Below are 22,471 nucleotides of genomic sequence, written 5' to 3'. Positions count from 1 at the left end.
GCAATCAGTTCGTCCGGTAGAACAGCAAGTCCCAGACACCGTGGCCCAGGGTTTCACCCCGCTTTTCAAACTTGGTAATGGGACGGTCGTCGGGGCGAGGCGAATAGCCGCCGGACTCCTGAGTATTGGCAAAGCCCTCGGACTCATTCATTACCTCAAGCATGTGCTCGGCGTAGTTTTCCCAATCAGTCGCCAGGTGCAGGATGCCACCGACCCTCAGCTTGTGACGGACCCGCTGGACGAACTCGTGCTGAATCAGGCGACGCTTGTGATGCTTTTTCTTGTGCCAGGGGTCCGGGAAGAACACCATCACGCGATCAAGACAGGCGTCCGGCAGGCAAAGATCAATGACATCGTTGGCATCGATACTGTATATCCGGACATTTTCAAGGCCCCGATCCTCGATCTCTTTGAGCAGCGCGCCGACACCGGGCTGATGAACTTCAACCCCGATAAAATCCTGCTCGGGAGCCGCTTCGGCCATCTCTGCCAGGGACCGTCCCATGCCAAAACCGATTTCCAGGTTAAGCATGTTGTCTCGGCCAAAAAGCTCACGAGGGTCGATCATTCCGTTCTCGCGGGTCAGGCCGTACTTCGGCCAACTCCGTTCAAACGCCTTTTTCTGGCCTTCCGTCATGCGGCCCTGCCGCAGAACGAAGCTACGCACACCGCGACGGGTCGTGACCGGGGAATCGGCGGAATCTTTGGGATCTTGCGGTTCTTTCTGGTCTGTCATCTGCAATCCTTAACCGCAGGCAGCGGGTCTGTTTAACGGTATTTGCCAACAGTTTACCAGAGTGTCGTCGCTCAGGCGGATACCACCGAGTTGCGGCCCTGTTGTCGGTCCAGTTGCCGGTAACCCAGCGCTTCAACCAGATGGCTCTGGCCTAGCTCTTCACAGCCCTCCAGATCCGCAAGCGTTCTGGCAACCCGCAATATGCGGTGCAACGCCCGAGCAGAGAGGCCCAGCTTTTCCATCGCACCGGTGAGCAGTCGTTCACCGGTGCGATCAAGTCGGCATGCGGACTGCAGATCACGCCCGGACAGTGCGGCATTCAGGCAACCCCGCTCTGCTTGCCGGGCCCTCGCAGCCAGTACACGCTCCCGGACGGTGGCACTGGTTTCGCCGTCGCCGCCCTGCCGCATCAGTACGTCCCCACCCTGCACAGGCACTTCAACGTGGAGATCGAACCTGTCCAGAAGCGGCCCGGAGATTTTCGACCGGTACCGCGCGACCTGTTGTGGCGTACACTGACACTCAATGGTGGGATGACCGCTATAACCACAGGGACAAGGATTCATTGCACCCACCACCTGAAATCGGGCCGGAAAATTCACCTGCCGCGCCGCGCGACTGATCGAAATCTCGCCGGTTTCCATCGGTTCCCGCAACACCTCGAGCACTCGACGCTCGAATTCTGGCAACTCGTCGAGAAACAGTACGCCCCGATGCGCGAGGGAGATTTCACCGGGCCTCGGGCTGCTTCCACCGCCCACCAGAGCGACGGCCGATGCGGTGTGGTGAGGCGATCGGAACGGCGGCTCCCGCCAACCCCCGGAACGAATCGGAAGCCCGGCCACCGAATGGACGCTGGCCACTTCCATGGCCGCTGCATCCTCCAGCCCCGGAAGAATGCCGGGCAACCGACTGGCGAGCATACTCTTGCCGGTTCCCGGTGGACCGAAGAACAGAAGATTGTGGTTGCCAGCCGCCGCGACCTCCAGAGCCCTCCGGGGTACCCGCTGGCCACGCACATCCGACAGATCCGGCACCTCACCCTGAGTGGCCGGCGCCTGTTCCAGCGAGGATCGCGGCACTGGCACCAGGCGGGCGCGGCCACTCAAATGCTCGCACACCGCCAGCAGGTGGCCGGCCGCCAGAACGTCACCCTGGCTGGCCAGGGCCGCCTCCTCGGCATTGCCATGCGGAACGAGCAAACTCCGCTGATCTTGCCGGGCCGCCAGCACAGCCGGCAATACACCCTTGAGCGGCCTCAATGCACCATCAAGGGACAATTCGCCCAGAAATTCGCAATCGGAAAGACTCTCCACCGGGATCTGTCCCGAGGCTGCCAGAATGCCCAGAGCGATGGGCAAATCGAACCGACCTCCCTCCTTGGGAAGATCGGCAGGCGCAAGATTAATGGTGATTCTGCGGGCAGGAAACTCGAAGCCGGCGTTCAGGAGAGCGCTCCGAACGCGCTCCTTGCTTTCTCGGACACCGGTTTCCGGCAGGCCCACGATCGAGAGCGCCGGCAGACCGCCGGAAAGATGGACCTCGACCGTAACGGCCGGCGCTGACACGCCAATTGAGGCGCGGGAATGAACGATAGCAAGCATGACAACCTTCCATGGTAATGAGCGGAACTGCTCGCCCGGCGTCCTGCCGAGCGTGTCCGTGGTTTACTGTTTTGGCAGGGAGTTTTCCAGTTCGGCCACCCGCTTCTCGAGCGCATCCACCTTTTCACGGGTCTTCAGCAAGACGGCCTGCTGGGCATCGAATTCCTCTCGTGTCACCAGCTCAAGGCGGGACAGTACGGCCATCACAGTCGCCCGGGCCTGGGTTTCAAAATCTTCCCGTGCAGCGCGGGCCATGTCGGGTACGAACTGGCCAAACTGGCCCTGCAGCTGAGCAAAAATATCCTGTGGACCTTTCACACATCACCTCACGAATCACTGAAATGTCCGGCTTCGACTAAAAGACAGGGCCTGTTGCCGGTCTGCGGGAGTGTATCACATCGCAGCCCCTGCCATACTGTAGGTTGCGGACCCTATAATGGGGGCTGCCCGGCCAGAGAGCCCGCTCCAATTTGGCTCACTGGTCAGCTACCCGCTCTATTTTGGTGCACAACTTTGCGCCATTCTGGTACGCGGATATCATATATAATTGTTTTTATTGTAATTTTTTGCGTTGGCATACCCGATGCTAAAGCTCTCGTACGCAATCCGCACAATTGGTGTGCGAGGTGGCAGCATCCCGAACTCAACAATCGGCCGACGGGCCCTCACTGTTGGGACGGCTTTACCAAGGAGAAAGCAATGAAACTTGTGACAGCGATCATCAAGCCTTTCAAGTTGGATGATGTCCGTGAGGCACTATCCGAGATTGGCGTACAAGGCGTAACCGTCACTGAAGTCAAAGGCTTCGGTCGGCAAAAAGGCCACACAGAACTCTATCGTGGCGCGGAATATGTAGTGGACTTCCTGCCCAAAGTGAAGGTGGAAGTTGCCATTGGCGACAACCTGCTGGACCAGGTCATCGAGTCCATCACCAAGGCAGCCAACACCGGCAAGATCGGCGACGGCAAGATCTTTGTGACTGAACTGGCTCAAGCCATCCGGATCCGGACTGGCGAAACCGGCGAAGAAGCGGTCTGAACCAGCTCTGATAATTCGAACAGCCAACGCAAAAAATTTTTATAACCTGAAAAGCCTCGTGCGGAGGGCTTCATATGGAAAGCAATCTAAATCACATTTTTGAACTCCAGTATGCGCTGGATACCTTTTACTTCCTGATTTGCGGTGCCCTGGTCATGTGGATGGCCGCCGGCTTTGCCATGCTGGAAGCTGGTCTGGTGCGTGCCAAGAACACCACCGAAATCCTGACCAAGAACGTGGCCCTGTTTGCGGTCGCCTGTACCATGTACCTGATTGTCGGCTACGACATCATGTACGACGGTGGCATCTTCCTGAGCGGCGTCACAACTGTGGCCGAGATGGACGACGCAGCCATTGCCAGTGTCATTGCAGCCTCTACCGAAGCTGGCTTCAGCGACATGGGTGAGTACAGTGGCGCTTCCGACTTCTTCTTCCAGGTTGTCTTCGTTGCGACCGCCATGTCCATCGTTTCCGGTGCCGTGGCCGAGCGCATGAAGCTCTGGGCTTTCCTCGCTTTCGCGGTTGTTATGTGTGGTTTCATCTACCCGATGCAGGGTTCCTGGACCTGGAACGGCGACGCGGTATTCGGCATGTACGAGCTGAGTTACAGCGACTACGCCGGTTCCGGTATCGTTCACATGGCCGGCGCAGCTGCAGCCCTGGCTGGCGTTATCCTCCTCGGTGCCCGTAAAGGCAAGTACGGCGCCAAAGGCGAGATCCGCGCCTTCCCGGGTGCCAACCTGCCCCTGGCAACGCTTGGTACCTTCATCCTGTGGATGGGCTGGTTCGGGTTCAACGGTGGCTCTACCCTGAAGCTGGGTGGTATCGGTGTTGCCAACGAAGTTGCCAACGTGTTCCTGAACACCAACGCGGCTGCAGCCGGTGGCCTGATTGCTGCCCTGATCGTAGCTCGCCTGATGTTCGGCAAGGCTGACCTGACCATGGCCCTGAACGGCGCCCTGGCTGGTCTGGTTGCCATCACTGCCGAGCCGGCGGACCCGTCTCCCCTGCTCGCCACCATCATTGGCGCCATCGGCGGCACCCTGGTTGTGTTCTCCATCGTGACCATGGACAAGCTGCGCATTGACGACCCGGTCGGTGCCATCTCTGTGCACGGCGTGGTTGGTATCTGGGGTATCTTCGCGGTTCTCCTGTCCGACGCAGACGCTACCTTCATGGGTCAGCTGGTCGGGATGCTCACCATCTTCGTCTGGGTATTCGTTACCAGCCTGATCGTCTGGAGCATCCTGAAAGCCGTCATGGGCATTCGGGTCAGCGAAGAAGACGAGTACGAAGGTGTGGATCTGTCCGAGTGCGGTATGGAAGCCTATCCGGAGTTTGTCAGCGGCAAGCAGTAAACCCTGACACGAAGGACGAAAAAAGGGGCGCCATCTGGCGCCCCTTTTTTTGTTTGCAGACCTTACTCAGCCTTCTTCCGGTCGAACCTCATCTTCCAGTGCGTCCACCATGAACTGAGGCATTGCCAACGCACCCCGATGCACGCCGGCATTGTAATAGCGGGTGACGAATGGCCGATTGTTGGCATCTTCCTCACGGAAGTATTTGACCGGGTTCTCCTTGCTGGCCATGGTGCAACTCCACCAGCCGGTCGGATAGACCGGCTGCGGGAATGGCAAGGTCTGCACGTGCTCGAATCCTGCCTTGCGCATGTCCTCGTGAATGCCTTTGATGATGTTGTCGGTGTGCAAGAGCGGTGATTCGCTCTGCTGGACAATGATGCCACCTTCACGCAGCGCCAGCATGGCATCCCGGTAGAAATCCAGGGCAAACAGGCCTTCGGCGGGACCGACCGGATCGGTGCTGTCGATGATGATCAGGTCGACACTGTTCGGCTCAATGTCCCGCATCCACTGGATGCCATCCCCGAAGAAGAAATTGGCGCGCGGATCACTGTTCGCTTCGCACAGCTCCGGGAAATACTTCTCTGACATACGGGTGACACGCTCGTCGATTTCCACCTGCCAGGCTTCTTCGACGCCCGGATGTTTGAGCACCTCTTTGAGGGTGCCGCAGTCACCGCCGCCGACAATGACCACCTTTCTGGGATCCCGATGAGTGAACAGGGCCGGATGGGTCATCATCTCGTGGTACAGGAAATTATCGCGGGTGGTCAGCATCACGCAGCCATCCAGAACCATCAGGTTACCGAAGGTCTCGGTCTCGTAGATTTCCAGTTTCTGGAACGGTGTCTGCTCCTCATGAAGCTTCCTTTTCACCTGCAGGGAAAACGCCGTCCCCTGGTCCTGGAATACCTCAGTAAACCAGCCGTCGTTGAGTGCTGTCATGTCTTGCCTCCCGCTGTGGGCCATGGGCTGAATTGAAAGGGCGTATTGTAGGGGTGCCCCCTCGTGAGCTAAAGCGATAATCGCGGTGAATGGCCACGTTTTTTCCACACCGGGTGCTTTTAGCCCGGAGTGGGAATCCATACAATGGCGGCCAGTGTTTCCTGACAGGATAGCAAGCATGAACGAAGCCAGCGCCACCCCGGCCCACAAGGTCTACAACATTGCCCACTGGAGCGATGGCTATATCGGTGTCAATGATCAGGGCGAGGTATTGATCCGCCCGGATCGCGGCCACAGCGACGCCCGAATCAACCTGCCGGAGTTGACCCGGGCTCTCACCGACTCCGGCGTTCAACTGCCGGTGCTGGTTCGCTTCGTTGATATCCTGCACGACCGGGTCAACAAACTGTGTAATGCCTTTAACAAGGTCGCAGGAGAGCACGCCTACCAGGGACGCTACACGGCGGTTTATCCGATCAAGGTTAACCAGCAGCGACGCGTGGTCGAGGAGCTGCTGGCCACCGAGCCGGCCGCCTCGAAAGGCCAGATCGGCCTCGAAGCGGGCAGCAAACCGGAACTGATGGCGGTGTTGGCGATGTCACAGCAACCAGGATCGGTGATCGTCTGCAACGGCTACAAGGATCGGGAGTATATTCGCCTGGCCCTGATTGGCCAGACCCTGGGCCACCGGGTGTTCATCGTCGTTGAGAAAAAGTCGGAACTGCCACTGATCCTGGAGGAAGCGGAGCGCCTCGGCGTATCGCCGCTGATCGGGGTGCGCGCGCGACTTGCGACCATCGGCAAAGGCAACTGGCAGAACACGGGTGGTGAGAAGTCCAAATTCGGCCTGTCTGCCAGCCAGGTGCTGGATGTTGTCAACACACTGCGTGACGCAGGGGCCCTCCATACCCTGCAGTTGCTGCATTTCCACCTTGGCTCCCAGATCGCCAACATTCGGGACATCCAGACCGGGCTCAGAGAGTGCGCCCGCTTTTACAGCGAGTTGCGTCAGATGGGCGCTCCCGTGGGCACCGTGGATATCGGCGGTGGCCTGGGAGTAGACTACGAGGGCACTCGCTCCCGCAGCAGCTGCTCCATGAACTACAGCGTGTATGAGTACGCCTACAATGTCGTGCACGTACTCCAGGCCGAGTGCGATCGCCACGGCATTCCCCATCCGGACCTGATCAGCGAATCGGGGCGCGCCCTGACCGCCCACCATTCAGTGCTGGTGACCAACGTGATTGATCGCGAAGCGCCGGAAAACCGGTCGCCGGAGCAGCCGGACGATGCGGCGTCGGCTCCGTTGCATGACCTCTGGCGCGATCTTGAAAGCCTGCAGGATGCCAACACGCCGCGCTCGCTGGCAGAGATCTACCACGACGTGCTGCACGCCATGGCCGATGTTCATGCCCAGTTTGCCCACGGGTTGCTCTCGCTACAGGAACGGGCAGATGCCGAAACGCTGTACACCCGCTGTTGCCGACTGCTGCGGGATCAACTGGACAGCAGCAATCGCGCCCACCGGGAAATCATCGACGAGCTCAACGAGAAACTGGCGGAGAAGTTGTTCGTGAACTTCTCCCTGTTCCAGTCACTGCCCGACGTCTGGGGCATCGACCAGATCTTCCCGGTTATGCCAATCAATGGCCTCGACCGTCCCCTGAACCGACGGGCAGTCATCCAGGACATCACCTGCGATTCTGACGGACGCATCGACCGTTACGTGGATGGCCAGGGCACCGAGACCACCCTGCCCCTGCCCGAGGAAAAGGCCGGAGAGCCGCTGCTTATGGGCTTTTTCATGACCGGCGCCTATCAGGAGATTCTGGGAGACATGCACAACCTGTTTGGCGACACCCATTCTGTGGATGTGCGCATGACGGCAGATAGTGGCTACGAGATCAGCGCCCCGATCAACGGCGATACCGTGGCCAAGGTATTGCGCTATGTGAACTTCGAGCCGGATACGTTGATGGAGGCGTATCGACGCAAGTTCGCTACCTCTGGCATGGCACCTGAGACCCAGTCAGCACTGATGACAGAGCTCGCCGCCGGTCTGGATGGCTACACCTATCTGGAAGAATAACCAGAGTCAGAGTTTCTGGCGTCCCCGGCGCCAGGCGCTCGGGGCAACGCCCTCCCACTTGCGAAAGGCCCGGCCAAAGTTGGAGGGATCACTGTAGCCGAGAGCCTCGGCAATCTCGTCGATCGTCAATTCATTACGCCGCAGCAGGTCCAGGGCACGGCGATGTCGGAGCGAGTCCTGCAGCTGTTGGAACCGAACCCCTTCGGCTGCCAGCTGCCGGCGCAGCGTCCTTGTGGACATCTTCAGGTGCTCGGCCACTTCCTCCAGCGCCGGTAAACGCTGGCTCCGCCCGGTTTCGAGAAGGCGTATTACCCGGTCCGAGACCGACGTAGCGCCCTCTATGAACCGCATTTCCTCTTCACACTGGGCCTCGGCAATCCGACGGGTCACCGGGTTCGAAAGAGACATGGGCGAATCAAGAAAAACCCGCTTGAACCGAAGCTGATTCACGCCGCTGGCGAAGGAGATATGACTGCCGAACAGTTGGCGATAGGCGGCTGCATTTTCAGGCTCTGGGAAATCCAGAAGGCAGCGCCCGCCATCCAGAAGCCGGTGTCCGAACAGCAAAAGATTAACGTCCATCAACGACGCCATCACCACATCAACATTGAACCGGTACAGGTCTTCGATGCTGTGGGCAAGATCCAGCTGTATCACCGCCTCGCGGCCCTCCACGAAGAAAGAGAGCTTCATGTAAACAAAACGGATCTGGAAATATTTGATCAACACCGTCAGCGCCTGCTCGAGGGTGTCGCAACTGATGGCGGCCTGGGCAAGGGAGCCGTGGGTGGTGAATTTCAGTCGTTTGCCGTATTCAAGCCCGAGGGCCGGATCGCGGCTTTGGACCAGACTTTCACGACACAGGGCGCTGAACTGATCAACGGTAATGAAATTCTCCGGGTGACCAAGCATGGAAGGCCGGATTCCGGAGGCCGCCAATAACCGGGACCGTTGCAGCCCACGGTCCTCCGCCAACTGGCAGAGAATGTCCGCATAGTGAGCCCGGATAACGGGCAGGTTTCCGGTAATGCCGGGTGCATTCATGGGAGATGGTCTTCCGGTATCGGTGTCTTGTCCAGACTAGACCGCGCTACGGGTTCCGGCAATCACCGATGAGACGACCGGTGACCGTCGCTGGCGCCAGATTTCGTATTTTTTTCAAACTGGCTGATCCACCGGGCAAACCAATCCGTAAACATTGGCACTGACAAACCCGGGACGAGTGCATAGAATGATTACCAAAACAAGCTCAAATCATGCGACTGTCAAGGAGCGTCCGGTGACCACACTGGATCAAAAGCCAGCCAGCTCTGAGGGCCGAAAAGACCCCTGGAGCCAGATGCTGCAGAAAGTGGGTAAGAACCAGGATCGCGAAGCATATCACGCGCTGTTCGAGCATTTTGGCCCGCAAATCAAGTACTACGCCATGGCCAACGGCCTGGCAAGCCACGCGGAAGAGCTCGTTCAAGAGGTATTTGTATCCATCTGGAGGCGTTCTTGCCTCTACGATTGGCGCAAGGCCGCTGCTTCCACCTGGATTTTCACCATCGCTCGTAACCAGCGCATCGACATGTTGAGAAAGATGCAGCGCACCAGTGCCGAAATGCCGGTTGAGACAGAAGACCTTTGGCAGATTCCTGGTGAAAACGAGAACGAGCCGGTCACGTCATTGCACCGTCTTATGTCGGAGAGGCGCATCAGGGAATCCCTGAGTCACCTGCCGGAAGAACAGATCACGGTGATCGCCAAGGTGTATATGGAAAACAAGTCGCACCAGATGGTGGCGGACGAGCTGGACATCCCGCTCGGCACCGTCAAAAGCCGGGTGCGGCTGGCATTGAACAAACTGAAAGTGATACTGCAGGACCAGAACGTATGACACGGCACCACCCCGACAGCCTGAGCCTGATGGAGTACAGCGCAGGTAACCTGAGCGAGCCCCATGCTCTGTGCATCAAGCTCCACCTGGACAAGTGTTCCCACTGCCGCAGCCGTGTGGACACGCTGGACAGTCTGGGTGCTGTGATGATGGAACAGCAACCGAAGGTCACTGTCTCTGAGAGCATGTTCGACAACATCCTTTCAAAGATCGACAGTGAGCCGTCAGTTGAGCCTGCAGCGCCTGCCGTCCCAAGGGTAAGCGCGCTTCAGAAGCTTCTTGGCGAAGACCTCAACAGTTTGCCGTGGAAACGTCAGCTTGGGGATGTGAGTGTGCTGGACATTACGGACCGGTTCCCCGGGCAGAAAGAGCAGGTTGTTCTCCAAAAACTCGCTGCAGGCGGGAAAGCTCCGGCACATACCCATCGTGGCGAGGAAACAACCATCGTTCTGCAGGGCGCATTTGCTGACCAGAAAGGTGTGTTCAATCAGTGGGACTTCGTGGTATTGACCGACGAAGACGAGCACAAGCCGGTTGCGGTTGGTTGTGAAGACTGTATTACCCTGTCTGTGCTCAGTGCCCCGGTCAAGCTTACCGGCACGTTTACGCGGATGCTTAACCCGTTCATCCGGTGATGCTGCACCGACTTTTACAGAACGTAAAAAAAAAAGGGGCGATTGATCATCGCCCCTTTTTTCTTGGCTGAACCATCAGTACCCCCGATTACCAGGGCAATTCCGAACCATCCCAACTAAGAAACCGCCCGTTATCGTTCTCCTCAACGCTGTCGAGTACCGCCAGCAGGTTGGCGGCCGTTTCGTCAGGAGTATGCACTTTCAGCTTTGCAAGGGATTGACTGAACGGTTCGCTTAAAGCCGATTCGGTGGTGCCCGGATGCAGGGACACGCAGGCGAGCGGTTTGCACCGTCGGGGCAACTCGATGGACAGGTTTCGCACCAGCATGTTCAGTGCCGCCTTCGAGCTGCGATAGGCGTACCAGCCTCCGAATCCGTTATCGGTAATCGATCCGACTTTCGCGGAAATCGCCACCACCCGCTTGAATTCCCGATGACGGAGCCACGGCAACAGTGCCTGAGAGAGTAACCCGAACCCGGTTGCGTTCACGGCAAACGCTCGCGCCATGCTCCCGGCGTCCAGATCCTCAAGCCGCTTCTCCGGGAACATCTCCGGCCCGTGGAGCAAGCCGGCGGCATAGATGAAACCATCAATACCTTCCTTTCGGTCCAGCAACGAGTCCAGTGCCTTTGCAACAGCCGCTGGCGATTCCGCATCCTGCGCATCCCATGGCAACACTGTACTTCGCTCATGGGCCCGCAAAACCTCCGGCGCCCTCTCCGGCTCACGACACAAGCCGATCACACGGATCTGCGAATCCCGTTCGATCAATTGCGCGGCCAGAGCGCCCCCAATGGCGCCGGAAACCCCGGCTATCACTACTCGTTTCATGAAAAACCTCCTGCGTTCCGGAGGACATACGAAAATTCTGTCATCCAGACTGCAAAACGGTGAACCAGCAAATTAAAACAACCGTATGAAACCAGTGTTCAAATCATCTTCGGGGTCCTGCCATTCCGCGCAGAACCCCATTAAAAAGCGCACGTAGGAGAGTATCCATGCAATACCAGGCTCCGGCGAATGACCTTCGCTTTCTGTTGTTTGATGTATTGGGCGCAGACCGGCTGCATGAGCTGGAAAAATACGCCGATGCCACTCCGGATCTGATTTCTGCGGTTATTGACGAGGCCGGCAAACTCGCTGCGGAAGTCATCCAGCCCACCAACCAGGCAGGCGACCGGGAGGGCTGCACCTACGACCCGGAAACCCGCTCAGTGACAACTCCGGACTGCTTCAAGGACGCCTACAAAAAATTCGTTGAGGGCGGCTGGACCGCGCTGGACGCGCCACTTGAATACGGCGGCCAAGGCCTGCCCCACACCCTGAAGTTTGTGGTGGACGAGATGGTCTGTTCCACCAATCTTTCGCTGGGCATGTACCCCGGCCTGACCCACGGCGCCATCAGTGCCCTGCATGCGCACGGCTCCGACGAACTGAAAAAGGTCTACCTGGAAAAACTGATCTCCGGCGAGTGGACCGGCACCATGTGCCTGACCGAACCCCAGTGCGGCACTGATCTGGGTCTGATTCGCACCCGGGCGACGCCGAACGATGACGGCAGCTACGCCATAGAAGGTACCAAGATCTGGATTACCGGTGGCGAGCACGACCTGGTGGACAACATCGTGCATCTGGTGCTGGCCAAACTACCTGGGGCACCTGATACCACCAAAGGCATTTCGCTGTTTGTGGTGCCCAAGTTCCTGCCCGAATCCGGTGAGCGCAACCCGGCGTTCTGCGGCGGCCTTGAGCACAAGATGGGTATCAAGGGCTCCGCCACCTGCGTCATGAACTTTGAAGGCGCCAAGGGCTGGCTCGTCGGCGAGCCGAACGACGGAATGCGTGCCATGTTCACCATGATGAACGAAGCACGCCTGATGGTGGGCATGCAGGGTCTCGGCCTGGCGGAAATGGCTTACCAGGAAAGTCTTGGCTTTGCCCGTGAGCGTTTGCAGAGCCGTTCATTGAGCGGCCCGAAGAACCCGGACGGCCCCGCTGACCCGATCATCGTACACCCGGATGTGCGCCGTATGCTGATGCGGCAGAAAGTTCTTAACGAGGGCATGCGCGCCCTGGCCCTGTTCGCAGGACACCAGCTGGATCTGTCGGTTGCCCATCCAGACGAAACCGTCCGGGAATCCGCCGATGACCTGGTTCAATTGCTTACACCGGTCGTGAAATCCTTCCTTACGGACGAGGGCTTCAACAACGCCAACACCGGTCTACAGGTACTGGGTGGTTCCGGCTTCACCACCGACTGGCCGCTGGAACAGCTGGTACGGGATGGCCGGATTGCCAGGATCTACGAGGGCACCAACGGCATTCAGGCCATGGACCTCGTGGGCCGTAAGCTGAGCCTGAAAGGCGGTCAACTGGTGCGCACCCTGTTCGGAACCCTGAGCGGATACCTCAAGGACAATCCGGAGGCGCCGCACCGGGAAGAACTGAAAAACGCCATGAAAGCGCTGGAAACCGCCACCATGTGGCTGGCCACCAATGCACCGAAGGATCCGGAGCAGGCGGGCGCTGCCGCCACGCCGTATCTGCGCCTTATGGCACTGACCGTGATCGGCTACCTCTGGTCCCGGATGGCCAACGTGGCCAACGAACAGCTTGCCGCGGGCGAGGGCAACAAGCCGCTGCTGGAAAGCAAGGTAGTGTCTGCACGCTTCTACTTTGAAAAGCTGCTGCCGGAAGTGGACTGGCTGCTGGGTGATATCCAGAGTGGCAAGGACAGCCTGATGGCGTTCTCGGACGATCACTGGGCAGCGTGATCCCGATTCCGGCCAGAGACCAGACGCTCTGGCCGGAAATGACCGATGAATGACAGCTTGTGACCTTCAGCGCAACACTCCGAGACTTGATAATAATCAGGTTGATTAGTGTCTCTGAACTAGTCCTGCCCAGCTCCCCGTCGGACTGGGTATTTTGAAAGCCACGCCCTGCGTGGCTTTTTTTATGGCCACTTTTTTGTCTGTGCGGTCACTGGGTTACAATTGCGCTCTTTGATTTTGTCCGGCTTTTGAACGGACCAACACGGGGACACCATGAACGCCGACGATTACGCTTTCCGCTTTGGCGGTATCGAACGACTCTATGGGCGCCGTGCCCTGGAAGCCTTTCGTAGCAGCCATGTGACCGTGGTCGGGCTTGGTGGTGTCGGGTCGTGGGCCGCGGAAGCCCTGGCCAGAAGCGGCATTGGCACAATCACGCTGATCGACATGGACGATGTCTGTGTATCCAACACCAACCGCCAGCTCCATGCCCTTGAAGGCCAATACGGGCGCACCAAGACCGATGCCATGGCAGACCGGTTGCGGGCGATCAACCCGGCGGCAAACATTCAGGTGCATTTCGGCTTCCTGACCACCAAGAATGTCAGCGAGCTGATCACCGGGGACATGACCGGGGTGGTCGACGCCATCGACAGCGTCAAGGCCAAGGCTGCCCTGATTGCCCACTGCCAGCGCCGGAAGATTCCGCTGGTCTGTGCCGGCGGCGCTGGCGGGCAGATCGACCCAACCCAGATTCAGGTGGCGGATCTGAGCAAAACCACCCAAGACCCACTTTTGGCCAAAGTACGCAACCTGCTGCGCCGGGAATACGGTTTTTCCCGGAACCCGAAGCGTCGCTTTGGTATTGAGGCCGTATACTCCCTGGAGCAGCTGACGTATCCTGCCGGTGACGGCGAAGTCTGCCTTCAGAAACCGGCCACCGACGGCCCGGTACGGCTGGATTGCGCCTCAGGCTTTGGCGCCGCCAGTCCGGTAACCGCCAGCTTCGGTTTTTTTGCGGCCTCCCGACTTCTGAATCGGATCGCCAGACGCGCCAACCAATAGATCAACGGAACTGAAACCAATATGCCAGTCAGTACTGTCCTGCTTCTTGCCAGCATTGGCGTTCTCTCACTTTTCTGCCAGTGGCTTGCCTGGCGCGTCCGCATGCCGGCGATCCTGTTCCTGCTGGCAGGTGGCATTGCCGCCGGGCCTGTCCTGGGCTTTTTGGCCCCGGAAGTGGTTTTTGGCGACCTGCTGTTCCCGGTTATTTCCCTGGCGGTTGCCATCATCCTGTTCGAGGGCAGCCTGACCCTGCGTTACGAAGAAATACGCGGCCACGGCAAGATGGTCCGCAACCTGATTCCTGTGGGCTCGATTGTCACCTGCATCATCGGCACCCTGGCTGCACGCTGGCTTCTGGACGTTTCCTGGGCTGTTGCCCTGCTATTTGGCGCCATTTCCATCGTTACCGGGCCCACCGTAATCGCACCGCTGCTGCGCTCGGTTCGGCCGGATTCGAAACTGGCCAACATCCTTCGCTGGGAAGGGATCATCATTGACCCCGTCGGGGCTCTGCTGGCGGTTCTGGTGTTCGAAGGGATTGTCTCCTGGGGACAGGGCAACGTGTTTGGCCACTCGCTCTATATCTTCGGCAAGACCCTGGCGGTGGGTTTCCTGATTGGTGCCATTGCCGGGTATCTCAATGGCATCGTGTTGCGCAAGCACTGGATTCCCCAGTATCTGCATAACGCCGGCACCCTCACCTTTATGCTCGGCGTTTACGCCATCTCCAACGAATTGGCCCATGAGTCAGGCCTGTTGACGGTCACTGTAATGGGCATCTGGATGGCAAACATGAAGCAGGTGCCCATCGAGAGCATTCTGGAGTTCAAGGAATCCCTGAGCGTTCTGCTGATATCCGCCCTGTTCATCATCCTGGCAGCACGGGTTGAGTTTGCCGCCATTGCCGAGCTGGGCTGGGGCCTGGTGGCCGTGCTGGCCCTGCTGATGCTGGTAGCCCGTCCGCTGAGCATTTTCCTGTCTGCCATCGGTACAAGCCTGAACTGGCGCGAAAAGCTCTTCCTTAGCTGGATTGCCCCCCGGGGCATTGTTGCCGCGGCGGTGTCGGCGCTGTTCGCATTCCAGTTGCAAAAGCTTGGCTATGAAAGCGCCGGTGCTCTGGTACCCCTGGTCTTCATGCTGATCATCGCCACCGTCACCCTGCAAAGCCTGACAGCCCGGCCGATAGCCCGCCTGCTGAGAGTCGCGGAACCGGCGGAATACGGCTTCCTGATTCTGGGTGCAAACCCGGTGGCCCGGATGATTGGCACGGCCCTGAAAAAGTATGAGGTGCCGGTGACCCTGGCCGATACCAACTGGGAGAACGTACGCCAGGCCCGCATGGAAAACCTGCAGGTTTACTTCGGCAACCCCGTGTCTGAGCATGCATCAACTCATCTGGACCTGACAGGCATCGGCAAGCTGCTGGTCATCTCCCCCTACAAGCACATGAATTCCCTGGCCACCTACCACTTCCTGGACTGGTTCGGAAACAAGTGTGTGTTCAGTCTGGCAGAGGGTGATCAGGATCAGAAGGCGCGCCACCAGACGGCTGAAAAGATCCAGATGACCCGGGGCCTGTTCGACGGCGTCAGCTACGCCAAGCTGGCCAGTCTGGTGAGTCAGGGCTTCACGGTGAAGACCACGCAACTGAGTGAAGAGTTTGGTTACGAGGAGTTCCTGAACAAGTACCAGAACCAGGCCCTGGTACTGTTCACCTTCGACAGCAAGGAGCACGTCGCTCCGGTTTGCAGCATGAAAGACCTGAAGCCGGAAAACGACTGGATCCTGATCAGCCTGGTACCACCCCAGGCCAGGAAGGAACGCAAGGAGAAAGAAGCCGAACAGCCATCAGCCGGCGAGGATGCACCGGCCGGGGAAAATCCTTCATCGACAATCTAGCACCAGTTTGCCGCGCACGTGCCCACCTTCAAGCAGTTCGTGGGCCTGTGCAACATCCTCAAGCGAAAAGGCCTTCTCGATGTGCACCTTGACGTCACCGTCCTCGATCAGCTCGGCAATCTCATCCAGGTGAAAAATGTCGGGACGCACCGTCATTCCGTGAGCGCGTAATCCCATTTCCTCCGCCGCACTGATGATGTCATCGGCGGTAACGGTGGGGATGGTAACAAGGACTCCGTGCTCACCCAGGGTGTGTAGTGAGCGCTTACCCGTATCGCCGCCCACCAGATCCAGCACCACGTCCAGGCCATAGCATTCCTCGCCGATATCCGTGGTGCGGTAGTCAATCACTTCGTGCACCCCGAGTTCCGCCAGGAAATCCCGGTTGCCGGCCGAAGCGGTGGCGATGACATGGGCACCGCGCTCCAGTGCAAACTGAACCGCAAAATGCCCAACGCCACCGGCGCCGGCGTGGATCAGAATCTTCTGGCCGGACTCCAGTTTCGCCATTTCAAACAGCGCCTGCCAAGCCGTCAGCGCCGCGAGGGGCAAGGCACCGGCAGACACCAGGTCCAACTCTTCCGGCACGATAGCCAACTCATCAGCCGCCGCCAGGGCGTACTGCGCATAACCGCCACCGCCGGCCGGAAATCCCACCATCCCCATGACCCGATCGCCGGGCGCAAGGGTGGTCACGTTGGCACCAACCCCGACAACCTCACCGGCCACGTCGTATCCTGGTGTCCAGGGCAACGAATTCTCGATCTGCCTGGCCGCAAACCCCAACCCCTTCCGGGTTTTCCAGTCAATGGGATTGAGACCGGCTCCGTGCACCCGGACCAGCACCTGTTCGTCTCCGGGAACGGGTACGTCAGCCTCTACCACCTGCAGGACATCACGCTCCCCAAATCGATCGTAGATCACATGGCGCATTGTGGCTTCAGCATTCTGATCAGCAGTATTTTCCATGGGGATCTCCGGACAACAGGTTAAACGGGATTGGCTTTGAACAAGACTAGCTGAAGTAAAGCACAAAAGTGCTCGGGGGACCTAGAGCCCCTTGCCTCCGGCCACAACAGCAGAGCCGAGGATCTCGGCAAATTCTTTCGGCGCGCGGGCGGGCCGCTGGCTTTTCATATCAACACAGGCGTGAGTGGACACCGCCCTGACCAGGGTTTTGCCATCCGACGGACGCACCAGCTGGAACTGCCGGGCAGACCGGAAACGACCGTCGTAGTCGGTCAGCCAGGTTCCCAACACCAGTTGGTCCCCGGTATTGGCCGAGGCCAGGTAATCGATCTCCGTGCGGGTGATGGCCATCGCCTTGCCGGTTTTCTCATGCAGGGCCCAGGTCATTCCCAGACTCTCTATGTGGGCCCAACTGACGTCTTCAAGCCAGCGCACATAGACAACGTTATTGGCATGTCCGAGCCTGTCGGTATCCTCAGCGCGCACCGTAATATCAATGGTGAAAGGCGCGGGCAGATCCCAGGCAATGTCGTGCTGCTGCATCAGTTGCTTTCTCCGAGACCGGGAATGGCCTGCAACGGTAGCCGGCCAATACGATCATTGTGAAGTGAACCAAAGTACAGGTTGCCATCGTGGGGGTTCACCGAAGTAATCTCCTGCAAATGGGTTCCCCGGGTGTCATGGAGGCTGGTAATAACCTTGCCGTCCCGGTCGAAGGCGATCACCAGACCATATTCCTGCGGGGTGGGCTTCAGGCTGTCAGGCAGCTTCGCCACCAGATCCTTGAGCCAGGGCCGTGGGTGCATGGCATCCACTTTATGATTGCGCAGGGTAGGAAATGCGACCCAGTAGCGGCCCTGCTCATCCACCGCCAGGTTATCGGGAAAACCGGGCAGATTGTCGGCAAACACCTCTGCCTGCCCGGCTTTGGGTCCGTGAATCCAGTATCTCAGGATGCGATATTTCCAGGTTTCGTTAACCAGCACGTAGTCACCTTCAGGAGACACCGCAACGCCATTGGCAAAATGCAGGTTGGCCAGGAGGACTTCGGCCTTGCCGGTTTTCGGGGAGTAGCGCAGCAAACGGCCGTGGGGGCGCATTTCCAGCAGATCCAGCAGGTATTCCGGCTGACGGAATTTCGAGCTGGCGTCGGTGAAGTAAATTCGTCCGTCATCGGCAATATCGACATCATCGGTAAACCGGAACAACGTACCCTCTGCTTCCCGGGCCAATACGGTAATCTCTCCTTCAGGAGTGATCGAAAGCAGCCCCCGCCAGGAATCCGCCACAATCAGGTTACCCTGCTTATCAAACACCATGCCCAACGGCCGGCCATCGGTGGACAACCAGTTTTCAACCCGACCATACGGGAACACCCGCACGATGTAACCATCCTGGGTGCCGGTGTAGAGCACACCATCCTCACTGACGGCCGTATCCTCGGGACCGTACACCTGGCCGCGGGCCAGCAGGTCCGCCAACCTCAATCTCTCGTTCGGCGCAATGGGTCCGGTGAGGGGCGGCGGTGAGGGCGGACTCCACGCTTTACTGTCAACAGGCGAAGGTGTCAGCAGGAAGCTGCCCAATAGCAGGAAAACAACCAGCAACCCCACCATCCATTTCATACACTCTGCCCGCCTGTTGTTCTATCAATTCCGTGTGTCAGCGTTTGAGTTACCTTAGCAGACCGGCCGGTGGGCAGGAAAATACCTGACACGAGCGCTGTCAGTCTTCGGCACTGAGGAAACGGCGGCACAGGGCAGCAAACGAGTCGGCCTTTTCTGCGTGAAGCCAGTGGCCGGTACCCTGGATAATACGCAACTGCGCCCGCGGAAACAGTCGCTGAATATCATCCCTGTGTTTTTCCTGGATGTAGGCGGAGTCGGCTCCCTTGAGAAACAGCACAGGGCCCTCGAAGGGGCCAGCGCCCTCGGGCGCTCTGGCCAGATTCCCGTAGCACGCATCAATAACCGGCAGGTTCAGCCGCCAGCGAAACACCGGCCCACCCTCCTGCTGCTCTTCCCGGGGAATCCGCTCGAGGTTCTTCAGGAGAAACTGATGCACACCCGGCTCTTCAACGAAGTCGGCCATCAGTCTGTCGGCATCCTGTCGGGAACGTACGTCAGTCAGATCCATGCTGGTCAACCCTTCCAGAATGGCATCATGCCGTGGCTTGTAGTTAACCGGGGCAATGTCCGCCACGATCAGCCTGTCCACACGCTCAGGAGCCTGCAAGGCGACCTGCATAGCCACCTTGCCGCCCATGGAGTGACCCAGCAGACTGACCTTATCCAGCCCCTGTGCATCCATATAGGCAAGTACATCTGCCGCCATGGCCGGATAATCCATGGTGTCGGTGTGCGGTGAGCTGCCGTGGTTCCGCTCGTCCAACGCGTGGATCTGCCACTGATCTTCGAGACGGCGGGCGATGCCACCAAGATTGTCGAGGGATCCGAACAGCCCATGCAACAGGACCAGGGGCGGGCCTTCGCCGGTAATACGGTGATTCAGCTCAACAGTCATGGGCAGTCAGTCTCCGGATTGGTCTGCGTTCTCAAACCGGATACATTACCACTGCCAGCCTTGCGAGCAAGTACCGGTATTGACGATCATTTTCCGAAGACGAAAAAAAGCCGGGCAAAGCCCGGCATGAAGGTCATAGACGTTAAGCCTGAGAAATCAGCAATAGAAGATGCTGTTCAGGTACTCTGCAAGCTCGATGACGTTTTTCCGCTCAAGCTCGGTATGGGGTACAAAGATTTCCTGTTCCATAAAACACCTCCTGATTGCCTTTCCATTGCTTCAACCTGATACCCTGATGTTATCGTTCAAGCCACGGGTGACCGTTGACAGGCGGTTGCATACACTTGACATTTTGTATCAGTCCTCATGACAGCTCGTTAACTATCAGGCCGTATACCGTGACATCTGCCCAACCGGATTCCACCAGCACTCCCCTGGTCGCTGCCTCAAGCACGCTGGCACTGGTTCATTACCTTGAGCGACAGGGCGTGTTCAATGCCCCACACGTTGAACAACTGACCGGGCTGACGATGTCGGAACTTACCGACCCGGACCGTCGAGTCCCCGCGGATGCCCACTACCGGCTCTGGGAGCACGCAGAGTATGTTACGGGCGACCCTGGCGTTGGACTGCATGCCGGCAAGGTTGTGGATCCGGAACGGATGGGACTGGTGGGGCATGTATTCTTCAACTGCGACACACTGGGTGAGGCTGTTACCCAATATGTCCGCCTGCATCGGCTGATTAATGAGTCGGTATTCCTGAGCTTTGAGCAGACCGCTGACCAGGCCATCCTATGCTGGCAGCCAGACAGGACCGAACATTACTGCCGGCAGGATATGGACCGCACCCTCGCCGCGTCTATCACCCGCACCCGTCATTTCATCCACCCGGGCATTCAGGCCGAATGGGTGGAAATTGCCCACCCGGCGCCCGTGTACGCGCACGAATACGAAAAGCTTCTCGGCGGGCCAGTCCGGTTTGACTGCGGCATCACCAGACTCGCCTTCAACAGCCGGCACCTGGGGCATCCGATTCCCCGCCGTAACCCGTATGTCTATTCAGCTGTGCTGAAACAGGTCAATTCCCTGCTGGCCAGGCTGCAGAGCCGTCGCTCCTTTGGCCGCAAGATTCACCGGCTGATATCAAAGCAGATGGCAACCGAAAAGATTGATGCCGACACGCTGGCCCGGCAGTGCCACATGAGCCGACAGACTCTGTACCGAAAACTCAAAAAGGAGGGTCTGAGCTTTCAGGGCCTGGTGGAACAGGTCCGGCAAGACAAGGCGCTCAGGTATGTGGCGGGGGATCAGTATGCCCTCGGCGAGATTGCCTTCCTGCTCGGTTTCTCTGAACTCAGCGCCTTCAGCCGGGCGTTCAAACGCTGGACCGGCACCTCGCCGGCCGAGTACCGTGCGAGACACCTGGCAAGCTCAGAGGCAGAACACCAGGAGCCGGACACCAGCAAAGGAGAGCGATAGTGGACGACCTGTCTCTGGTTGCGATTGCCGTTGGCATTCTTTACCTGGGCGCATTCGCCTGCGTCTATCGCATTCTGCTGACCTATCGCACTACCCAGGGTGCCATCGCCTGGATCATTGGCCTGATCGCAGTCCCTTACGTTGCGGTCCCCATGTTCGTCCTGTTCGGACGTAATCGTTTCGGTGGCTACGTGAAGGCTCGTCGTCTCGGAGACCGGTCACTGACCAACCTGCTGAACCGGTTCGAGCAACAGACCACCTCCATCCCGGTCCCTACCAGCGACCGTTTCACAGACGAACTCCAGGTGCTCTGCCGGCTGGGACGCCAACCGTTTACCGACGGCAATCGATGCACGCTGTTGCGGGACGGCGAAGCCACCTTCGACGCCCTGTTCGAAGCCATGGAAGACGCCGAGCACTACATCCTGCTGGAATTCTACATCGTGCGGTCAGACCGGGTTGGCCGTCGAATCAAATCGATTCTTGAACGCAAACTGGCCCAGGGTGTGGAAGTCTGGTTCCTGTATGACGATATTGGCAGCGTCTGGCTACCGAGGAAATACCTGAAGCAGCTCGCCGCCGCCGGCGCCCGGATTGCCTCGTTCGGGGACGGTAACATCCGCAGGCGACGATTCCAGATCAATTTCCGGAACCACCGCAAGCTGCTGGTCTGCGACGGTAAGGTCGGCTTTGTGGGCGGCATCAACCTGGGAGACGAGTACCTTGGCACCGCCATGGATCAGGAGCCCTGGCGCGACACCCATTGCCGGATTGAAGGTCCGGCCGTTACCGGCTTGCAGCTGGCGTGGTTGGAGGACTGGAATTGGGCCAGCAACGATTTTCCCAGCCTTGACTGGGAGCCGGTCGCCAATCGGCCCGGGAATGACGAGGTGCTGATGCTACCAACCGGCCCGGCCGACACCTGGGAAACCTGTACCCTGTTCTTCCTGAACTGCATCAACAACGCCCGATCCCGGCTCTGGATCGCCTCGCCCTACTTCGTGCCGGACTTCCAGATCATGAATGCGCTGCAACTGGCGGCGCTTCGGGGCATAGACGTGAGGATCCTGATTCCGGAGAAATCAGACAGCCGCCTGATCGGTCTGGCCGCCTACTCCTACCTGGTCCAGGCCTGCAAGACCGGAATCGGCATCTATCGCTACCAGCCGGGCTTCATGCACCAGAAAGTGATCCTGGTGGATGATCGCTATGCAGCAGTAGGAACGGCCAATATGGATAACCGCTCCATGCGACTAAATTTCGAGATCACCGCCATTACCACAGCACCGCATTTCATTCGCAGCGTCGAATCCATGTTGGAACAGGATCTGGAAAGCTCCCGGCTGATGACCGAAAGGGATTACAAGGACCGCTCCATACTGTTCCGCCTGGCTTGCCGTGCAGTCCGCCTGCTGGCACCGTTGCTCTAGACTTTCCGATCACTGGCTCCGGAATACCCGATGTGCGACTAT

20 protein-coding genes are annotated in these 22,471 nt (G+C 58.7%); 10 read left to right on the top strand and 10 right to left on the bottom strand.

Annotation, left to right across the window (positions count from 1 at the left end; all coding sequences use genetic code 11):
• Nucleotides 1–4 precede the first annotated feature (4 nt).
• From trmB to NUW46_RS02805, 3 genes are all read right to left on the bottom strand, one after another.
• The gene (trmB, locus tag NUW46_RS02815) at nucleotides 5–736 is read right to left on the bottom strand and encodes a tRNA (guanosine(46)-N7)-methyltransferase TrmB (RefSeq protein WP_418141334.1); all 732 of its coding nucleotides are present in this window, start codon (nucleotides 734–736) and stop codon (nucleotides 5–7) included.
• A gap of 71 nt (nucleotides 737–807) precedes the next feature.
• Nucleotides 808–2,340 (bottom strand): YifB family Mg chelatase-like AAA ATPase, encoded by a 1,533-nt coding sequence (locus tag NUW46_RS02810; protein WP_418141333.1) that lies wholly within the window; start codon nucleotides 2,338–2,340, stop codon nucleotides 808–810.
• Between the two features lie 63 nt (nucleotides 2,341–2,403).
• Nucleotides 2,404–2,658, bottom strand: coding sequence for an accessory factor UbiK family protein (locus tag NUW46_RS02805; protein ID WP_069184757.1), 255 nt, complete (start codon nucleotides 2,656–2,658; stop codon nucleotides 2,404–2,406).
• 381 nt (nucleotides 2,659–3,039) lie between these two features.
• Here NUW46_RS02805 and glnK point away from each other — a divergent pair, with 381 nt between their 5' ends.
• Both glnK and NUW46_RS02795 read left to right on the top strand, forming a co-directional pair.
• Entirely contained in the window at nucleotides 3,040–3,378 is a 339-nt protein-coding gene (glnK, locus tag NUW46_RS02800) for a P-II family nitrogen regulator (RefSeq protein ID WP_008173268.1), read from the top strand.
• A gap of 74 nt (nucleotides 3,379–3,452) precedes the next feature.
• Complete coding sequence (locus tag NUW46_RS02795; RefSeq protein WP_418141332.1) at nucleotides 3,453–4,736, top strand: ammonium transporter; 1,284 nt, start codon at nucleotides 3,453–3,455, stop codon at nucleotides 4,734–4,736.
• A 66-nt stretch (nucleotides 4,737–4,802) separates the two neighbouring features.
• Here the strand turns inward: NUW46_RS02795 and speE are convergent, their stop codons facing one another.
• Nucleotides 4,803–5,684, bottom strand: coding sequence for a polyamine aminopropyltransferase (gene speE, locus NUW46_RS02790; RefSeq protein WP_153634876.1), 882 nt, complete (start codon nucleotides 5,682–5,684; stop codon nucleotides 4,803–4,805).
• A 178-nt stretch (nucleotides 5,685–5,862) separates the two neighbouring features.
• Between speE and speA the strand changes: the two genes are divergently transcribed.
• Entirely contained in the window at nucleotides 5,863–7,773 is a 1,911-nt protein-coding gene (gene speA, locus NUW46_RS02785; protein WP_418141331.1) for a biosynthetic arginine decarboxylase, read from the top strand.
• 6 nt (nucleotides 7,774–7,779) lie between these two features.
• Here the strand turns inward: speA and NUW46_RS02780 are convergent, their stop codons facing one another.
• Entirely contained in the window at nucleotides 7,780–8,817 is a 1,038-nt protein-coding gene (locus NUW46_RS02780) for an AraC family transcriptional regulator (RefSeq protein WP_418141330.1), read from the bottom strand.
• 235 nt (nucleotides 8,818–9,052) lie between these two features.
• On the opposite strand from NUW46_RS02780, the gene NUW46_RS02775 reads away from it, so the two are divergent.
• Together NUW46_RS02775 and NUW46_RS02770 are read left to right on the top strand one after the other, a co-directional pair.
• Nucleotides 9,053–9,652: a sigma-70 family RNA polymerase sigma factor gene (locus NUW46_RS02775; RefSeq protein WP_064228420.1), complete on the top strand. Its 600-nt coding sequence runs from the start codon at nucleotides 9,053–9,055 to the stop codon at nucleotides 9,650–9,652.
• Nucleotides 9,649–10,287 carry a ChrR family anti-sigma-E factor gene (locus NUW46_RS02770; RefSeq protein ID WP_069184752.1) on the top strand — a complete coding sequence of 213 codons (639 nt, stop codon included), beginning with the start codon at nucleotides 9,649–9,651 and terminating at the stop codon, nucleotides 10,285–10,287. The genes NUW46_RS02775 and NUW46_RS02770 overlap by 4 nt, the downstream gene beginning before the upstream one ends.
• Nucleotides 10,288–10,375: 88 nt before the next feature.
• Here the strand turns inward: NUW46_RS02770 and NUW46_RS02765 are convergent, their stop codons facing one another.
• Nucleotides 10,376–11,119, bottom strand: a complete 744-nt coding sequence (locus tag NUW46_RS02765) for an SDR family oxidoreductase (protein WP_305965706.1) — start codon at nucleotides 11,117–11,119, stop codon at nucleotides 10,376–10,378.
• Nucleotides 11,120–11,286: 167 nt separating this feature from the next.
• Here NUW46_RS02765 and NUW46_RS02760 point away from each other — a divergent pair, with 167 nt between their 5' ends.
• From NUW46_RS02760 to NUW46_RS02750, 3 genes are all read left to right on the top strand, one after another.
• Entirely contained in the window at nucleotides 11,287–13,062 is a 1,776-nt protein-coding gene (locus NUW46_RS02760; RefSeq protein WP_069184750.1) for an acyl-CoA dehydrogenase C-terminal domain-containing protein, read from the top strand.
• A 273-nt stretch (nucleotides 13,063–13,335) separates the two neighbouring features.
• Nucleotides 13,336–14,127: a tRNA cyclic N6-threonylcarbamoyladenosine(37) synthase TcdA gene (tcdA, locus tag NUW46_RS02755; protein WP_069184749.1), complete on the top strand. Its 792-nt coding sequence runs from the start codon at nucleotides 13,336–13,338 to the stop codon at nucleotides 14,125–14,127.
• Between the two features lie 21 nt (nucleotides 14,128–14,148).
• The gene (locus NUW46_RS02750; RefSeq protein ID WP_069184748.1) at nucleotides 14,149–16,026 is read left to right on the top strand and encodes a cation:proton antiporter; all 1,878 of its coding nucleotides are present in this window, start codon (nucleotides 14,149–14,151) and stop codon (nucleotides 16,024–16,026) included.
• On the opposite strand, the gene NUW46_RS02745 is transcribed toward NUW46_RS02750, so the two are convergent.
• The 4 genes from NUW46_RS02745 to NUW46_RS02730 all read right to left on the bottom strand — a co-directional run bounded on the left by NUW46_RS02745 (nucleotide 16,012) and on the right by NUW46_RS02730 (nucleotide 19,518).
• Nucleotides 16,012–16,995 (bottom strand): NADP-dependent oxidoreductase, encoded by a 984-nt coding sequence (locus NUW46_RS02745; protein ID WP_069184747.1) that lies wholly within the window; start codon nucleotides 16,993–16,995, stop codon nucleotides 16,012–16,014. The genes NUW46_RS02750 and NUW46_RS02745 overlap by 15 nt on opposite strands.
• An 81-nt stretch (nucleotides 16,996–17,076) precedes the next feature.
• Nucleotides 17,077–17,538, bottom strand: coding sequence for an acyl-CoA thioesterase (locus NUW46_RS02740; RefSeq protein WP_069184746.1), 462 nt, complete (start codon nucleotides 17,536–17,538; stop codon nucleotides 17,077–17,079).
• Nucleotides 17,538–18,620 (bottom strand): SMP-30/gluconolactonase/LRE family protein, encoded by a 1,083-nt coding sequence (locus tag NUW46_RS02735; RefSeq protein ID WP_418141329.1) that lies wholly within the window; start codon nucleotides 18,618–18,620, stop codon nucleotides 17,538–17,540. The genes NUW46_RS02740 and NUW46_RS02735 overlap by 1 nt, the downstream gene beginning before the upstream one ends.
• 100 nt (nucleotides 18,621–18,720) lie before the next feature.
• Nucleotides 18,721–19,518, bottom strand: a complete 798-nt coding sequence (locus NUW46_RS02730; protein WP_418141328.1) for an alpha/beta fold hydrolase — start codon at nucleotides 19,516–19,518, stop codon at nucleotides 18,721–18,723.
• A gap of 398 nt (nucleotides 19,519–19,916) precedes the next feature.
• Here NUW46_RS02730 and NUW46_RS02725 point away from each other — a divergent pair, with 398 nt between their 5' ends.
• Both NUW46_RS02725 and cls read left to right on the top strand, forming a co-directional pair.
• Entirely contained in the window at nucleotides 19,917–20,999 is a 1,083-nt protein-coding gene (locus NUW46_RS02725) for an AraC family transcriptional regulator (protein ID WP_418141327.1), read from the top strand.
• On the top strand, nucleotides 20,999–22,429 hold the full coding sequence (cls, locus tag NUW46_RS02720) for a cardiolipin synthase (protein ID WP_418141326.1): 1,431 nt from the start codon (nucleotides 20,999–21,001) through the stop codon (nucleotides 22,427–22,429). The genes NUW46_RS02725 and cls overlap by 1 nt, the downstream gene beginning before the upstream one ends.
• The last annotated feature ends 42 nt before the right edge of the window (nucleotides 22,430–22,471 follow it).

It is taken from the genome of Marinobacter sp. MA, from assembly GCF_048298425.1.
GTDB lineage: Bacteria > Pseudomonadota > Gammaproteobacteria > Pseudomonadales > Oleiphilaceae > Marinobacter > Marinobacter salsuginis.
This window is presented reverse-complemented; position numbering and strand designations above follow the sequence as displayed.

Coding starts and splice junctions, on each gene's coding strand:
- trmB (WP_418141334.1), bottom strand. CDS start 736: ATGACAGACCAGAAAGAACCGCAAGATCCCAAAGATTCCGCCGATTCC.
- NUW46_RS02810 (WP_418141333.1), bottom strand. CDS start 2,340: ATGCTTGCTATCGTTCATTCCCGCGCCTCAATTGGCGTGTCAGCGCCG.
- glnK (WP_008173268.1), top strand. CDS start 3,040: ATGAAACTTGTGACAGCGATCATCAAGCCTTTCAAGTTGGATGATGTC.
- NUW46_RS02795 (WP_418141332.1), top strand. CDS start 3,453: ATGGAAAGCAATCTAAATCACATTTTTGAACTCCAGTATGCGCTGGAT.
- speE (WP_153634876.1), bottom strand. CDS start 5,684: ATGACAGCACTCAACGACGGCTGGTTTACTGAGGTATTCCAGGACCAG.
- speA (WP_418141331.1), top strand. CDS start 5,863: ATGAACGAAGCCAGCGCCACCCCGGCCCACAAGGTCTACAACATTGCC.
- NUW46_RS02780 (WP_418141330.1), bottom strand. CDS start 8,817: ATGAATGCACCCGGCATTACCGGAAACCTGCCCGTTATCCGGGCTCAC.
- NUW46_RS02770 (WP_069184752.1), top strand. CDS start 9,649: ATGACACGGCACCACCCCGACAGCCTGAGCCTGATGGAGTACAGCGCA.
- NUW46_RS02765 (WP_305965706.1), bottom strand. CDS start 11,119: ATGAAACGAGTAGTGATAGCCGGGGTTTCCGGCGCCATTGGGGGCGCT.
- NUW46_RS02760 (WP_069184750.1), top strand. CDS start 11,287: ATGCAATACCAGGCTCCGGCGAATGACCTTCGCTTTCTGTTGTTTGAT.
- tcdA (WP_069184749.1), top strand. CDS start 13,336: ATGAACGCCGACGATTACGCTTTCCGCTTTGGCGGTATCGAACGACTC.
- NUW46_RS02750 (WP_069184748.1), top strand. CDS start 14,149: ATGCCAGTCAGTACTGTCCTGCTTCTTGCCAGCATTGGCGTTCTCTCA.
- NUW46_RS02745 (WP_069184747.1), bottom strand. CDS start 16,995: ATGGAAAATACTGCTGATCAGAATGCTGAAGCCACAATGCGCCATGTG.
- NUW46_RS02740 (WP_069184746.1), bottom strand. CDS start 17,538: ATGCAGCAGCACGACATTGCCTGGGATCTGCCCGCGCCTTTCACCATT.
- NUW46_RS02735 (WP_418141329.1), bottom strand. CDS start 18,620: ATGAAATGGATGGTGGGGTTGCTGGTTGTTTTCCTGCTATTGGGCAGC.
- NUW46_RS02730 (WP_418141328.1), bottom strand. CDS start 19,518: ATGACTGTTGAGCTGAATCACCGTATTACCGGCGAAGGCCCGCCCCTG.